The 12,459-nt window shown below is 62.0% G+C and carries 16 protein-coding genes; 11 read left to right on the top strand and 5 right to left on the bottom strand.

Features of this window, described 5'->3' with window-relative positions; translation table 11 throughout:
- Positions 1–78 precede the first annotated feature (78 nt).
- From BMI88_RS19005 to BMI88_RS18995, 3 genes are all read left to right on the top strand, one after another.
- Positions 79–741 carry an SCO family protein gene (locus BMI88_RS19005; protein ID WP_078551063.1) on the top strand — a complete coding sequence of 221 codons (663 nt, stop codon included), beginning with the start codon at positions 79–81 and terminating at the stop codon, positions 739–741.
- Between the two features lie 64 nt (positions 742–805).
- The gene (locus tag BMI88_RS19000; protein ID WP_078522717.1) at positions 806–1,360 is read left to right on the top strand and encodes an ActR/PrrA/RegA family redox response regulator transcription factor; all 555 of its coding nucleotides are present in this window, start codon (positions 806–808) and stop codon (positions 1,358–1,360) included.
- A 71-nt stretch (positions 1,361–1,431) separates the two neighbouring features.
- Positions 1,432–1,740, top strand: a complete 309-nt coding sequence (locus BMI88_RS18995) for an H-NS histone family protein (protein WP_078541453.1) — start codon at positions 1,432–1,434, stop codon at positions 1,738–1,740.
- A gap of 55 nt (positions 1,741–1,795) precedes the next feature.
- Here the strand turns inward: BMI88_RS18995 and BMI88_RS18990 are convergent, their stop codons facing one another.
- Both BMI88_RS18990 and BMI88_RS18985 read right to left on the bottom strand, forming a co-directional pair.
- Entirely contained in the window at positions 1,796–2,380 is a 585-nt protein-coding gene (locus tag BMI88_RS18990) for a hypothetical protein (RefSeq protein ID WP_078551062.1), read from the bottom strand.
- Positions 2,377–3,333: a glycosyltransferase family 8 protein gene (locus BMI88_RS18985; protein ID WP_246831934.1), complete on the bottom strand. Its 957-nt coding sequence runs from the start codon at positions 3,331–3,333 to the stop codon at positions 2,377–2,379. The genes BMI88_RS18990 and BMI88_RS18985 overlap by 4 nt, the downstream gene beginning before the upstream one ends.
- Before the next feature lie 130 nt (positions 3,334–3,463).
- Between BMI88_RS18985 and BMI88_RS18980 the strand changes: the two genes are divergently transcribed.
- The 4 genes from BMI88_RS18980 to BMI88_RS18965 all read left to right on the top strand — a co-directional run bounded on the left by BMI88_RS18980 (position 3,464) and on the right by BMI88_RS18965 (position 6,325).
- Positions 3,464–3,973 (top strand): hypothetical protein, encoded by a 510-nt coding sequence (locus tag BMI88_RS18980; RefSeq protein WP_078551061.1) that lies wholly within the window; start codon positions 3,464–3,466, stop codon positions 3,971–3,973.
- Between the two features lie 73 nt (positions 3,974–4,046).
- A complete protein-coding gene (ahcY, locus tag BMI88_RS18975; RefSeq protein ID WP_078551060.1) occupies positions 4,047–5,438 on the top strand; it encodes an adenosylhomocysteinase in 1,392 nt (463 codons plus the stop codon).
- Positions 5,439–5,537: 99 nt separating this feature from the next.
- Positions 5,538–5,882 (top strand): TraR/DksA family transcriptional regulator, encoded by a 345-nt coding sequence (locus BMI88_RS18970; protein ID WP_078551059.1) that lies wholly within the window; start codon positions 5,538–5,540, stop codon positions 5,880–5,882.
- 101 nt (positions 5,883–5,983) lie between these two features.
- Positions 5,984–6,325 (top strand): DUF2853 family protein, encoded by a 342-nt coding sequence (locus BMI88_RS18965; protein WP_078522711.1) that lies wholly within the window; start codon positions 5,984–5,986, stop codon positions 6,323–6,325.
- A 60-nt stretch (positions 6,326–6,385) separates the two neighbouring features.
- Here BMI88_RS18965 and BMI88_RS18960 read toward each other — a convergent pair whose 3' ends face one another.
- Complete coding sequence (locus tag BMI88_RS18960) at positions 6,386–7,003, bottom strand: enoyl-CoA hydratase/isomerase family protein (protein ID WP_078551058.1); 618 nt, start codon at positions 7,001–7,003, stop codon at positions 6,386–6,388.
- 118 nt (positions 7,004–7,121) lie between these two features.
- Between BMI88_RS18960 and BMI88_RS18955 the strand changes: the two genes are divergently transcribed.
- The 3 genes from BMI88_RS18955 (at position 7,122) to BMI88_RS18945 (ending at position 10,803) form a co-directional block, all read left to right on the top strand.
- Positions 7,122–8,612, top strand: a complete 1,491-nt coding sequence (locus BMI88_RS18955) for a DUF2125 domain-containing protein (protein WP_168174019.1) — start codon at positions 7,122–7,124, stop codon at positions 8,610–8,612.
- 69 nt (positions 8,613–8,681) lie between these two features.
- Positions 8,682–10,031 (top strand): metallopeptidase TldD-related protein, encoded by a 1,350-nt coding sequence (locus tag BMI88_RS18950; RefSeq protein WP_078551056.1) that lies wholly within the window; start codon positions 8,682–8,684, stop codon positions 10,029–10,031.
- Positions 10,018–10,803, top strand: a complete 786-nt coding sequence (locus BMI88_RS18945) for a 3'(2'),5'-bisphosphate nucleotidase CysQ (RefSeq protein ID WP_078551055.1) — start codon at positions 10,018–10,020, stop codon at positions 10,801–10,803. Before BMI88_RS18950 ends, BMI88_RS18945 begins: the two co-directional genes overlap by 14 nt.
- A gap of 3 nt (positions 10,804–10,806) precedes the next feature.
- Here BMI88_RS18945 and BMI88_RS18940 read toward each other — a convergent pair whose 3' ends face one another.
- Both BMI88_RS18940 and BMI88_RS18935 read right to left on the bottom strand, forming a co-directional pair.
- Positions 10,807–11,436: a DUF1109 domain-containing protein gene (locus BMI88_RS18940; protein ID WP_078551054.1), complete on the bottom strand. Its 630-nt coding sequence runs from the start codon at positions 11,434–11,436 to the stop codon at positions 10,807–10,809.
- Entirely contained in the window at positions 11,433–12,008 is a 576-nt protein-coding gene (locus BMI88_RS18935) for a sigma-70 family RNA polymerase sigma factor (protein WP_232621676.1), read from the bottom strand. Before BMI88_RS18935 ends, BMI88_RS18940 begins: the two co-directional genes overlap by 4 nt.
- A gap of 126 nt (positions 12,009–12,134) precedes the next feature.
- Between BMI88_RS18935 and BMI88_RS18930 the strand changes: the two genes are divergently transcribed.
- A complete protein-coding gene (locus BMI88_RS18930) occupies positions 12,135–12,407 on the top strand; it encodes a DUF2282 domain-containing protein (RefSeq protein ID WP_078522705.1) in 273 nt (90 codons plus the stop codon).
- Positions 12,408–12,459 lie beyond the last annotated feature (52 nt).

The following is a 12,459-nucleotide window of genomic DNA, read 5'->3' as shown; positions in this document are numbered from 1 at the left end:
CGCCGGAATTGGCGGCATGAAAGCATTGATAATCGGCGCCCGCCGCGCGATCAATGCAGCCGTGAGAGGAGTGACAATATGAACCGTATTGCGAAAATTTCCGCCGCCGCCGCGACCGCGATCGTGGTCATCGGCCTCGGCGTCACCTGGTTCGCCGCGACCCGCAGCAATGACGACGATATTTTCGCGCAGTGCCGGCAAAGCGTCGTCGCAGGCGGCGCGGGCGAAATCGGCGGTCCATTCACTCTGACCGACGAGAACGGCAAGGAAGTGACGAATACGGATGTCATCACCGAGCCGAGCATTCTCTATTTCGGCTATACTTACTGCCCGGATGTCTGCCCGCTCGACAGCGCGCGCAATGCCGAAGCCGTAAGCCTTCTCGAAAAGCGCGGCTATTCGGTGACGCCGGTCTTCATTTCGGTCGATTCCGCACGCGACACCCCCGAGCTCCTGAAGGAATTCACCGATCTCATGCATCCGAAAATGATCGGGCTGACCGGCACGCCGGAGCAGATCAAGAAGGTCTCGCAGGAATACCGCACCTATTTCAAAGTGCAGGATCCGGGCGACCCCTACACGCTGATCGATCACTCGACCCAAAGCTATCTGGTCTTCCCGGACACCGGCTTCGCGGAATACTACAACCGCGACACCACGCCCGAGCAGATGGCCGACAGCGTCGCCTGTTTCGTCGACGCGTGGAAAAAGGCCAATCCCGACGGCGCAGCCGGAAATTGACCGAGCAGGCGCAACAGCTTAAAACAAATCCAAGCGTCAAACTCGGCGAGAGGGAGTTACGATAATGGCTGAAGACATCAGCGCCGATATCGGGTCGGACAAATCGCTTCTGATCGTCGATGATGATCTCCCGTTTCTCACGCGGCTGGCCCGCGCGATGGAGAAACGCGGCTTCGAGACCCAGACCGCCGAAACGGTCGCTGCAGGGCGCGCCATCGTGCAATCGAACCCGCCCGCCTACGCGGTGATCGATCTGCGGCTCGAGGATGGCAACGGGCTCGACGTGGTCGAGGCGCTGCGCGAAAAGCGCGCCGATGCGCGGATCGTGGTGCTGACCGGGTATGGGGCCATCGCGACCGCGGTGGCTGCCGTGAAAATGGGCGCGACCGATTATATCGCGAAACCCGCCGATGCCACCGACGTCACAAATGCGCTATTGGCGAAAGGCGAAGTCGCCCCGCCGCCGCCGGAAAACCCGATGAGCGCGGATCGCGTGCGCTGGGAACATATTCAACGGGTGTACGAACTTTGCGACCGGAATGTTTCGGAAACCGCGCGCCGCCTGAATATGCATCGCCGGACCCTTCAGCGGATTTTGGCTAAGAGAAGCCCAAGGTGACGCTTTGGTTAGGTTGTTAATTAATTAACCATTCTATTTAATGCTCCGGATATCCAATTCGGAGCTTTAAAATGAATCTCGATGATATGTCCCTCGACGAGCTGAAAGCTCTTCGTAAGCAAGTCGACAAGGCGATCTCCGGCTACGAGGATCGCAAGAAGAAAGAAGCGATCGATCAGCTTGAGCGCGCGGCCCGCGATATGGGTTATTCGCTGGCGGAACTGACCGGGTCGGGCTCGGCCAAGCCGCGCCGCACCGTGCCGCCGAAATATGCCAATCCGGACGATGCCAGCGAAACCTGGACCGGTCGTGGCCGCAAGCCGCGCTGGGTTCAAGCCGCGCTTGATAATGGTAAATCGCTCGACGATCTGAAGATCTGAGAAACAGATAAGTATTTTTGAATACGAGTGCCTGCCGAAATGGCAGACACTCGTATTACAGTTCTGCCAAAAGCGCTTCGTGGCGTGCGGTATAATCCGTGCGCACCTCCGACGGCGGTCGCAGATGTATTTTGAAGGTTTCGGCATATTCGGGCGCGAGCTTTCCGAAAACCTTGTCGGCCTCGACCTTGGAAAACCCGGCAATCTGTTCCGCTTCGAGTCGGGCGGAGACGATATCCGCCTTTTTGATCGCACGCTTGATTCGCACCGGAAGCGCAGCGGGTAGACCAAAGCGTATATGCACCGCCGCGATCAGCCGATCATCGAGCGTGCCATAGCCTTCGCCAATCGCCGCCTTCACCGGGCTGATCATATCGCCCAGCACATATTCCGGCGCGTCATGCAAAAGCGCCGCCAATTTCCATTTCGCGGCGATTTTCGGATTCTGATGGCAGAAAATCTGCTCTACCAGCAGCGAATGCTCGGCCACGGAATAGGGCCAGTCACCGAAAGTCTGTCCGTTCCAGCGCGCCACGAAAGCCAGACCATGCGCGATATCCTCGATCTCGATATCGACGGGCGTCGGGTCCAGCAGGTCGAGCCTGCGTCCCGAAAGCATCCTTTGCCAAGCGCGTTTCATGTGATCACCGTATAGTCGTCGGGAAAGCGCGCGAGATAGCGCGCCATTTTGTTTCTGTTGATGAGATGTCGAACCAGCATTTTCGTCATCAGCTTGCTGCCCGGTCCGGGCCCGTCGGGAATATCGAAGCGCCGTTCCGGGAAATGGACGGCGCAGAAATGGCGCAAAGCCCGCCCGAAGCGCGGCGGCAGGGTTTCCGGTCGCGCCTTCCATGGCTTCGACGGGCCGATGAAATGCACGATATGCGCGCTGACCATCGCCTCATGCAGCCGCGAGGCCGGGGTATATTGCCAGTTCCACATCGGGCTGAGCTCCGCCCAGTTGCGGTACAGAACGCAATTGAGAAGCGTCTGATCGTTCCGGCGCAGGCGGGCACCGTTCTTTTCCCCGAAGCTCAGCGCCGCGTCGAGAATGCCTTGGGCATTCCAGTTCGCCACATCGATCAGCAGCACGCCGGAATTGAAATAGGCGGCATTCTCTAGATCGAAATCCTTGAAATCCTCCGGCATCCGCGACGGCGTCCGCCATTGCGGATTATCCCGCACTGCCGCGACCGGCTTCTCCCCGAGGTCGACTGTCAGCAGCCGCGAGAGATCGCCACTTTCCACATGAATATCGGCATCCAGATAGAGAATGCGGTCATAATCATCTGCGAAAATCTGCGGCAGCATCAGCCGCATATACATGGCCGAACTGCGCCCGCGATCCGTCGAGAACCCCGAGAATATCAACTCGGGATCGAAACTGCACAGCCGCAGGTTCAACCCGTCGAGCGACGCCGGAAGCGTCACCGGCTCGGCGCTGACGATGCAGATATCGAAATCCCGATCCGGGTGAAGCTGCGCGATCTGTCCCGCCGCATGTGCGGCATAAGGCAGGTAAGCGTCATCGCAGCAAAACGCGATCGCAGAGCGGTGCTGCGCAGGTTTCGAACAGGCCAGATTGATCTCCATTCGCCCCCCTCATGCAGCGCGTATCTGTGACTAGCCAAAGCCATTGCAGCTGTAAACGCCACAGATTGAGGAACATTTTCGCGCGGAGTGTGTTCTTGGGTTGACACGGAGAGAAAAAGGGGACGCCAAAATGCAGACCTCGAAAACTACGTTCTTTGCCGCCGGGATCGCGATTATCTCGATCCCCGCAACCATTGCCATCGCCGCCGTACGCAGCGACGAGGCTGTGACACCTGCCCCGCAAGCTGAATCGGCGCGGCAGGTCATGCTGGATGGCTATGAGGGCGACGGTCGCCCGATGGAAGATATTCCGTCCGAAATTCCTTATGGCGATCTGTCGGCCTTCGACAACGTCACGGCGATCGGCGAGGCGCAAAGCCCCGATCAGCCCTATTGCGACAACCGCGCGAAGCTCGTGGACTCGCTCAATCACGACTTCGCGGAAAAGCCCGCGATGACGAAACAGCTTGGCGATCACCGGAAGGTCGAGCTTTACGCCTCGAGCATTATGGGCACTTGGACTGCGGTCTATACCCGCGCCGACAACGTCTCCTGCATCGTGTCCTCGGGCACCGATTGGAAGCGTGGCAACAATCCGGTGGCGCTCTTGCATCGCGAAGGGATTCTTCCCGCAACCTGATCGTGATCGGCCTTCATTGCCGCTTTACGGTCCCAGTGCTACATAGCTTCCAAATTCAGATTGGGAGCCGCACATGGCCGATTACGTCATCAAGGATATCGCTCTGGCCGACTACGGCCGGAAAGAGCTCGACATCGCCGAAACCGAAATGCCGGGCCTGATGGCCTGCCGCGCGGAATTCGGGGAAAGCAAACCGCTCAAAGGCGCACGCATCGCGGGGTCGCTGCACATGACCGTGCAGACCGCGGTGCTGATCGAAACGCTCAAGGTGCTTGGCGCCGATGTGCGTTGGGCCTCGTGCAACATCTTCTCGACGCAGGATCACGCGGCCGCGGCGATCGCGGCGGGCGGCACGCCCGTTTTCGCGATCAAGGGCGAGACGCTCGCGGAATACTGGTCCTACACCGACCAGATCTTCCAGTTCGAGGAAGGCACCTGCAACATGATCCTCGACGATGGCGGGGATGCGACGCTCTATATCCTCCTCGGCGCGCGCGTCGAGAATGGCGAGACCGACCTGATTGATGTCCCTACCTCGGAGGAGGAAGAGGCGCTGTTCGCCCAGATCAAGAAGCGCCTCGCGGCCAGCCCCGGCTGGTTCACCAAGCAGCGCGACGCGATCAAGGGCGTCTCGGAAGAGACCACCACCGGCGTGCATCGCCTTTACGATCTGCACAAGAAGGGCCTGCTGCCCTTCCCGGCGATCAACGTGAACGACTCCGTCACCAAGTCGAAATTCGACAACAAATACGGCTGTAAAGAAAGCCTCGTGGACGGCATCCGCCGCGCCACCGACACGATGATGGCTGGCAAGGTCGCCGTCGTCTGCGGCTATGGCGATGTGGGCAAAGGCTCCGCCGCTTCGCTTCGCGGCGCAGGCGCCCGCGTGAAAGTCACCGAAGTCGATCCGATCTGCGCGCTGCAAGCCGCGATGGACGGGTTCGAGGTTGTCGTTCTGGAAGACGTCGTCGACAGCGCCGACATCTTCATCACCACCACCGGCAACAAGGACGTCATCCGGATCGAGCATATGCGCGAGATGAAGGATATGGCGATCGTCGGGAACATCGGCCATTTCGACAATGAAATTCAGGTCGCGAACCTGAAGAACCACAAATGGACCAACATCAAGGATCAGGTGGACATGATCGAGATGCCTTCGGGCTCGCGCATCATCCTGCTATCGGAAGGCCGCCTGCTGAACCTCGGCAACGCCACCGGCCACCCGAGCTTCGTGATGTCGGCGTCGTTCACCAATCAGGTGCTGGCGCAGATCGAGCTGTGGACCAAGGGCGAAGACTATGCGCCGGGCGTCTACATCCTGCCCAAGCATCTCGACGAAAAGGTCGCCCGCCTGCATCTGGAGCGGATCGGCGTGAAGCTGACCCAGCTCAAGCCCGATCAGGCGGAGTATATCGGCGTCACGGTCGAAGGGCCCTTCAAGCCCGAGCATTACCGCTACTGACCCGATCGCATAGCGATTTCAAAGGCCGCGCCACAGGGTGCGGCCTTTTTACGTGCAACGCAGGCCATGATCGGTTTTCCTCGGGACAGGAGGAGAGCGATGACACCCGAAGACCTTGCCGCGCGGTTCAAACCGCAATTGGAGGCGGAACTGGCCGAGCTGCGCAGCGCATCGCAGGATACCGCGCAGACCCGCAAACCCGTCGAGCTGGACCAGCAAAGCGTCGGGCGGCTGTCGCGAATGGATGCGCTGCAGAACCAGGCGATGGCCAATGCGGTCGATGGCCGCCGTCAGCACCGGATCACCGCGATAGAGGCCGCGCTCCAGCGCATCGCGGAAGACGAATTCGGCTATTGCGAGAGCTGCGGCGAGCCAATCCCGGAGAAGCGTCTCGAACTCGACCCGACCTTCACGCAATGCGTCTCCTGTCGCGGCGGTGGCTGAGGCGCGAGAGGTCCCGGGATTTACGCTTTGTAATTTCACTATCTCGGCTTACCCTGCGGCTGCCTTCATTTCTGGGCAGAGCAACCTGATAGGTGGGACACATGGGTAAAAGAGACGAGCTGATTGAAAAATACGCCGAGGATCTGAAATCCAAATGCGGCATGACCCCGGACATGGATCTTCTGACCAAGGTAACGATCGGCTGCGGGCCCTCGATCTACAATGCGGATTCTTCGACCGTCGCGGCGACGGACAAGGCAGAGCTTGAGACCGTGAAGGACAACTTCCTCGTCAAAAAGCTTGGCCTCTCGGACAGCCCCGCGCTGATGGATGCGATCGACAGCGTGATCGAGACCTATGGCCGGTCCGAGCGCAACAAATATCGCGCCGTGATTTATTATATGCTCACCAAGCATTTCGGCAAAGAAAGCGTCTACGCCTGATCGCGAGCACCTCGCGCAGCGTATGACGACCCACGGCCCGGCCTGTCCGGGCCGTTCGCTTTAGCGGATCAGCGCCTTGATCCCGGCGACATGCGAAGCCCGCGCGCCCAGCGCGTCGGCGGCCAGCGTCTCGACCGTCTCGTCCAGCGCCTCGCGCGGCACGATCCGGTCGATCAGCCCCCAGCTCAGCGCCTCTTCGGCTTCGATCTTCTGCCCCGCCATCAGGACCATCTTCGCCCGCGCGGGTCCCACCAGCGCGACCATGCGCGCGGGGTCCGAGGGCTGCGGCAGGAAGCCGAGCTTCATCACCGGATAGAAGAACTTCGCGCCCGGCACGGCTATGCGCAGATCGCAGGCCAGCGCCATCCCCATCGCGCCCCCGGCCAGCGTGCCGTTGAGCGCCGCGATCGTCAGGCAGGGCAGCGAAGCGATCGCGCCCGAAAGCCGCTCCCAGACCGGATCGGTCGCCAGCGTACCGGATTTCGCCTCGTCCAGATCGGCCCCGGCGGAGAAGACCTTGCCATTCCCGCTCAGCACGAAAGCCCGCGCCTCTTCGCGCCCCGCACGTTCGGCCAGATCGGCGATCTCGTTCAGCATCGCGCCGGTCAGCGAATTGGCTTTTTCCGGCCGGTCTATGGTCACACGCCACAGCCCGTTCTCGATCGCGTGGCGGATCATTCCCAGCCTCCTCACAACTCCCGTGAAACCCGTCTAGCAGCCCCGGGAAGGCTTGACCATCGGCCTGACCCAAAGGAGGATGGCGCGACTTGGTTCTCAGTGGAAAGGTACCCCTCTCATGGCATGGCTCAAAACCGTCGGTTCCGGCGCCGTTGTGGTTTCGCTGCTGTCCACCACGGCCTCTTTTGCGGATGTGACCGCGGAGCAGGTCTGGCAGGCGTGGCAATCCGAATACCAGACCTACGGCTATGAGGTGATGGTCGGGAGCCAGAACCGCGAGGGCGACACGCTCACCGTCTCCGACGTGAAGATGGTGCGTAATGTCGACAACATGAGCCTCACGCTCGACGTGCCGGAACTGAAGCTGCGCGATCTTGGCGACGGCACGGTGGAGACCGTCTTCCCCGAAACCATGACCGGCGACATGACCGGCAAGCCGGGCACCGACACGTCTGACATCGCCATGAAGATGACGATGACCCAGACGGACAGCAAGGTCATCGTCTCCGGGTCGCCGGGCGATCTGACCTACGATATCGACGCGCCGAAGATGACGATGGATCTTGATCAGACCGTCACCGCCGAGGGGCAGGACGTGCCGGTCAAAATGTACTTCTCGCTGGAGAACACCAAGGGCAATTACCACGTTGTCGACGGCGACATGCATTCGGTCGATTCCAAGATGTCCATCGGAACGCTGGACCTGACCGCGTCGGGTGCCGATCCCGAGGGCACCGGCACGTTCAACATGAACGGCCAGATGAACGACCTCGCCTATGAAGGAACGTTCGCGATGCCCAAGGGCATCGACTCCGAGAAGCTCGACGAAGCGCTCAATGCCGGGGCTAACCTCAATCTTGCGATGACCTATGCCGGCTCGAACTGGACGGTGAGTGCCGACGGTCCCGACGGCAAGGTCGATCAGAAGTCTACCGATCAGGGCGGCAAGCTCGATATCGCGATGTCGAAGGACGGCCTGTCCTTCGGTGGCCAGAGCAATTCCAGCCATATCGAGATGACGACGCCCGAACTGCCCTTCCCGATCACCGCGGATATCCAGTCGGCGGACATGACCTTCGCGATGCCGGTCGCGAAATCCGATGAGGCGCAGGATTACAAGGCGATGATCGGCCTCAACGGCGTCACGGTCTCCGACAATATCTGGGCCATGTTCGACCCGAACGGCGATCTGCCGCATGACCCGGCGACGCTGCAGGTCGATCTCTCGGGCAAGATGAAACTCTCCGAGGACCTGTTCAGCCCGGCCGCCGCCGCGATGGACGCACCGCCGATGCAGGTCGACACCGTAGACATCAACAACATCAAGCTGTCGATGGTCGGCGCCGATCTGAACGGCAAAGGCGCGCTCGAGCTGAAGAATGGCGGGCCGATGCCGATGCCCACGGGCAAGATCGACCTGACGCTGACCGGAGCTAACGCGCTGATGGACAAGCTGGTTGCGATGGGGCTCGTGCCGCAGGATCAGATCATGTTCGGGCGGATGATGCTCGGCCTCTACGCCAAGCCCACGGGCGACGATGCCTACGAGTCGCAGGTCGAGTTCCAGGATGGCGGGGAAATCCTCGTCAACGGCCAACGCGTCCAGTAAAGACTGAAACCCACGGCGAGAAGCCGTCCGGGTCTCCGGGCGGCTTTCGTTATTCTCACGAGGTGTAAATTGACCAAGCCCTCCCTCTCCGATCTGACCCAGTCGCTGCTCGAGGCTGCTAAGCGCGCAGGTGCGCCTGCCGCCGATGCCATTGCGGTCGATGGGCGCTCGGTTGCGATCGATGTCCGCGAAGGCCGTCTCGAACAGGCCGAGCGGTCGGAGGGCGTCGAGATCGGGCTGCGTGTCCTTCTCGGCGGCAAACAGGCCTGCGTGTCCGCTTCCGATATTTCTACCCGCACCTTCGAGGAAATGGCGCAGCGCGCGATTGCGATGGCCCGCGAAGCGCCGGAAGATCCGTTCATCGGGCTCGCCGATCCGTCGCAACTGACCGACCGCCGAGATGCGGACGGCATGGAATTGGCCGATCCGAGCGCCGAGCCCTCCGCCGAGGCGCTGCAAAGTGACGCGCTAGAGGCCGAGGCCGCAGCGCTTGGCGTCGACGGCGTCGCCCAGGTGCAATCCGCCTCCGCCGCCTATTCCTATCGGCGCGTACATGTCGCGGCCTCCAATGGTTTCGCAGGCGGTTACGATCGCAGCTCGCGCGTCGTCTCTGCCGTCGCGATTTCCGGCGAGGGGCTGGGGATGGAGCGCGACTGGGCTGCCGAGAGCCGTATCTTCCAGTCCGATCTACCCAGCGCGCAAGAAATCGGGCGTCTGGCCGGCGAACGCGCCGCCGCCCGCGCCAATCCGCGCCGCCCGAAAACCGGTGCCTATCCGGTGCTGATCGACGAACGCGTCTCGGGCAGCCTGATCGGGCATCTTCTGTCGGCGGTGAACGGGCAAGCGATCTGCCGTGGGGCTTCGTGGCTGCGCGACGCGTTGGACGAACAAGTTCTGCCCGAAGGCCTGTCGCTGATCGAGGAGCCGCATCGCAAGCGCGTCTCCGGCTCGCGCCCCTTCGACGCCGAGGGTCTGGCCACCGCGCGCCGCGCCATCGTCGAGAATGGTGTGCTGAAAAGCTGGACGCTCGACCTCGCCTGCGCGCGCAAGCTGGGGCTGCAATCGACCGCGAATGCCAGCCGCGGCACCTCTTCGCCGCCCTCGCCCGGCATCGGCAACGTGACCCTGACCCAAGGCGACAAGACGCGCGAGGAACTGATGGCCGAGATGGGCACCGGGCTTCTCGTGACCTCTTTCATCGGGGCCACGATCAATCCCAATACGGGCGATTATTCGCGCGGGGCCTCGGGTTATTGGGTGGAAAACGGCGAACCGGTCTATCCGGTCAATGAATGCACAATCGCGGGCAACCTGCGCGATATGCTCCGCAGCATCCGGCCCGCGAATGACGCGCGGATGCATCTGAGCCATATCGTGCCCTCGCTTCTCCTCGAAGGAATGACGCTTGCCGGAGACTGATCTTCCCCTTCTGATCGAGACCGCGAAAGAGGCCGGTGCGCTTGCCCTGAAATACTGGAAAAAGGCACCCGAAGCCTGGGACAAAGGCGACGGGGCCGGTCCGGTCTCGGAGGCCGATCTGGCGGTGAACGCGCTGCTGGAAGAGCGCCTGCGCGGCGCCCGGCCCGATTACGGCTGGCTGTCGGAGGAGAGCACGGACGATCCGGCGCGTCTCGAGGCGCGCTCGACCTTCATCGTCGATCCGATCGACGGCACGCGCGCCTTCCTCGCCCATGATGGCGGCTTCGCCCATGCGCTCGCCGTGGTGCGCGACGGCGCGGTCGTGGCGGGCGTGGTCCATCTACCGGTTCACGATCTGACCTATTCCGCGACAATCGACGGTCCGGCCTGCCTGAACGGGGAGCCCCTGCGGCCCGGCACGCAAGAAGCGCTCACGGGCGCGACGGTCCTGACTTCGAAACTTTCCGACAATCCGAGCTTCTGGCGGCACGCCCAGCCGGATTACCATCGCCATTTCCGCTCGTCGCTGGCTTGGCGGCTGTGCCTGGTGGCGGAAGGCCGGTTCGATGCGACGATTTCGCTGCGTCCGGCATGGGAGTGGGACATCGCCGCGGCGAGCCTGATCGCGCAACGCGCGGGGCTTCTGGCAACGGATCGCAACGGCCGCACGCTGCGGTTCAACCGCTCGCCACCACAATCGAGCGGGCTGGTCGTCGCCAACCCGACCCTGCATGAGAAATTCATCGAAAATCTGGCGTTTTGGCCGGATTAGGGTCTACCAGCGCAGCACGCGCGTCCCGAGCAAAGCCCCCACGAGCATCACCACGACGATCCCGACCCCGTACCAGGTGACGTAAAACAGTGGGCTGTCCTCGGTGCAGTGCAGGGCGTAAATCGCGGTGCCCATGCCTCCGGCGGCAAGCCCCGCCAGCGCCCCGGCCTGAGCCGGCCGCGTCACCGCCCCTTTGCGCAAGCTGATAAGGAGCGCACCTAACGCCGGGAGGGACAGCATCGGCACGGAGATCAGGCAGGGCAGGATCGTCTCGCCCTCGAAATCCGCCATGCGCTGACCGTCAGGCGTGGTCAGGTAGGCATAGCCCAAAAGCGCCGCCCCGATCGCGGGGAAAATCCACAGCCACCCGGTCGATACCTTCGCCGTGGGCCGCCCGAGGCGCACCGCCATTGGGGTTACGAGCACGGCCAAGACTAGCGGCAGGTAGAATTTCGGGGCGATTTCCGGCGTCATAAGGGTCTGTTCCAGCGGAAAACGCAGCCCATAGACCGAAATCACGAACAGTGCCGACAGCAGAAGCGCTGGCACGAGCCAGCGGCCAAGCACCTGCTTCGGGTGCGGATCGGGCAACGTGTCTTGTTGCAATACGGATATCAGGTCTTCGGTTTTCATATCTCGATCAGCCTCTCGCGAAGCGCGGCCAGTTTTTTCAACGAACGATGCAACATCACGCGCACCGCTCCCTCACTCATATCTAACGCATCGCCGGTTTCCGCGATGCTTTTCCCTTCGAGCCCGATAGCGCGCACCAGCTGCGCGGCGCGGGGCTCGAGATGGGTCAAAAACGTCTCTATATCGGCCTTTTCCGTGGGATCGGCCTCTGGAGCGGCGGGCAGCATCTCGGCGAAATCCTCCACCGGCAGATGGATACGTCGCCCCCGCTTCCGAAACGCGTCGACCACCTTGTGCCGGGCGATCGCGTAGCACCACGGCGCCGCCGGTTCATCCTCGCGCCACGTGTGACGCTTCAGATGGATGGCGAGCAACACCTCCTGCACGACATCCTCGCAATCGGCCTCGGACAGACCGGCACCGCGTGCCCGCACGACAGACCGCAACACAGGGGTCACGGCCTGCAGGAACAGACCGTAGGCGCGCTTGTCGCCCGCATTCGCAGCCCGCAGGAGCTGCGACCAATCTGCTCGCCGATCATGCATCATCGCCATCCCTTCGTTTGCGATCATGCCTTCGTTACAGCCCGATAGAAAAACTTTTTTCGTTCACGCTGGCGTGAGGTGCGTAACGCCAGCGTGACCTCTCGCGAAAGGTGATCAGGACCGCAACGGTCCCAACCAATCAGGGAGACTACCATGAAGACCGAAACCACCCTTGGCTTTGCAACTGCTCTGACCTGCGCGATGGGGCTGGCCAGCGCCGCCCATGCCGAAGATCAGGCGATGGAGAAATGCTACGGCGTCGCGATGGCCGGGCAGAACGATTGCGCCGCCGGACCCGGCACCACCTGCGCCGGCACCGCGACGATGGATTATCAGGGCAACGCCTGGAAACTCGTCCCGGCAGGCACCTGCACCGAGATCGAGACGCCGCACGGCATGGGCTCGCTCGAACCCAAGGAGATGTGATCCCAAGCGGGGCGTGCGGACGGCGCGCGCCCCGTTTTCTCACCGATGGAGG

Source organism: Thioclava sp. F36-6 (assembly GCF_002020305.1).
Lineage (GTDB): Bacteria > Pseudomonadota > Alphaproteobacteria > Rhodobacterales > Rhodobacteraceae > Thioclava > Thioclava sediminum.
This window is presented reverse-complemented; position numbering and strand designations above follow the sequence as displayed.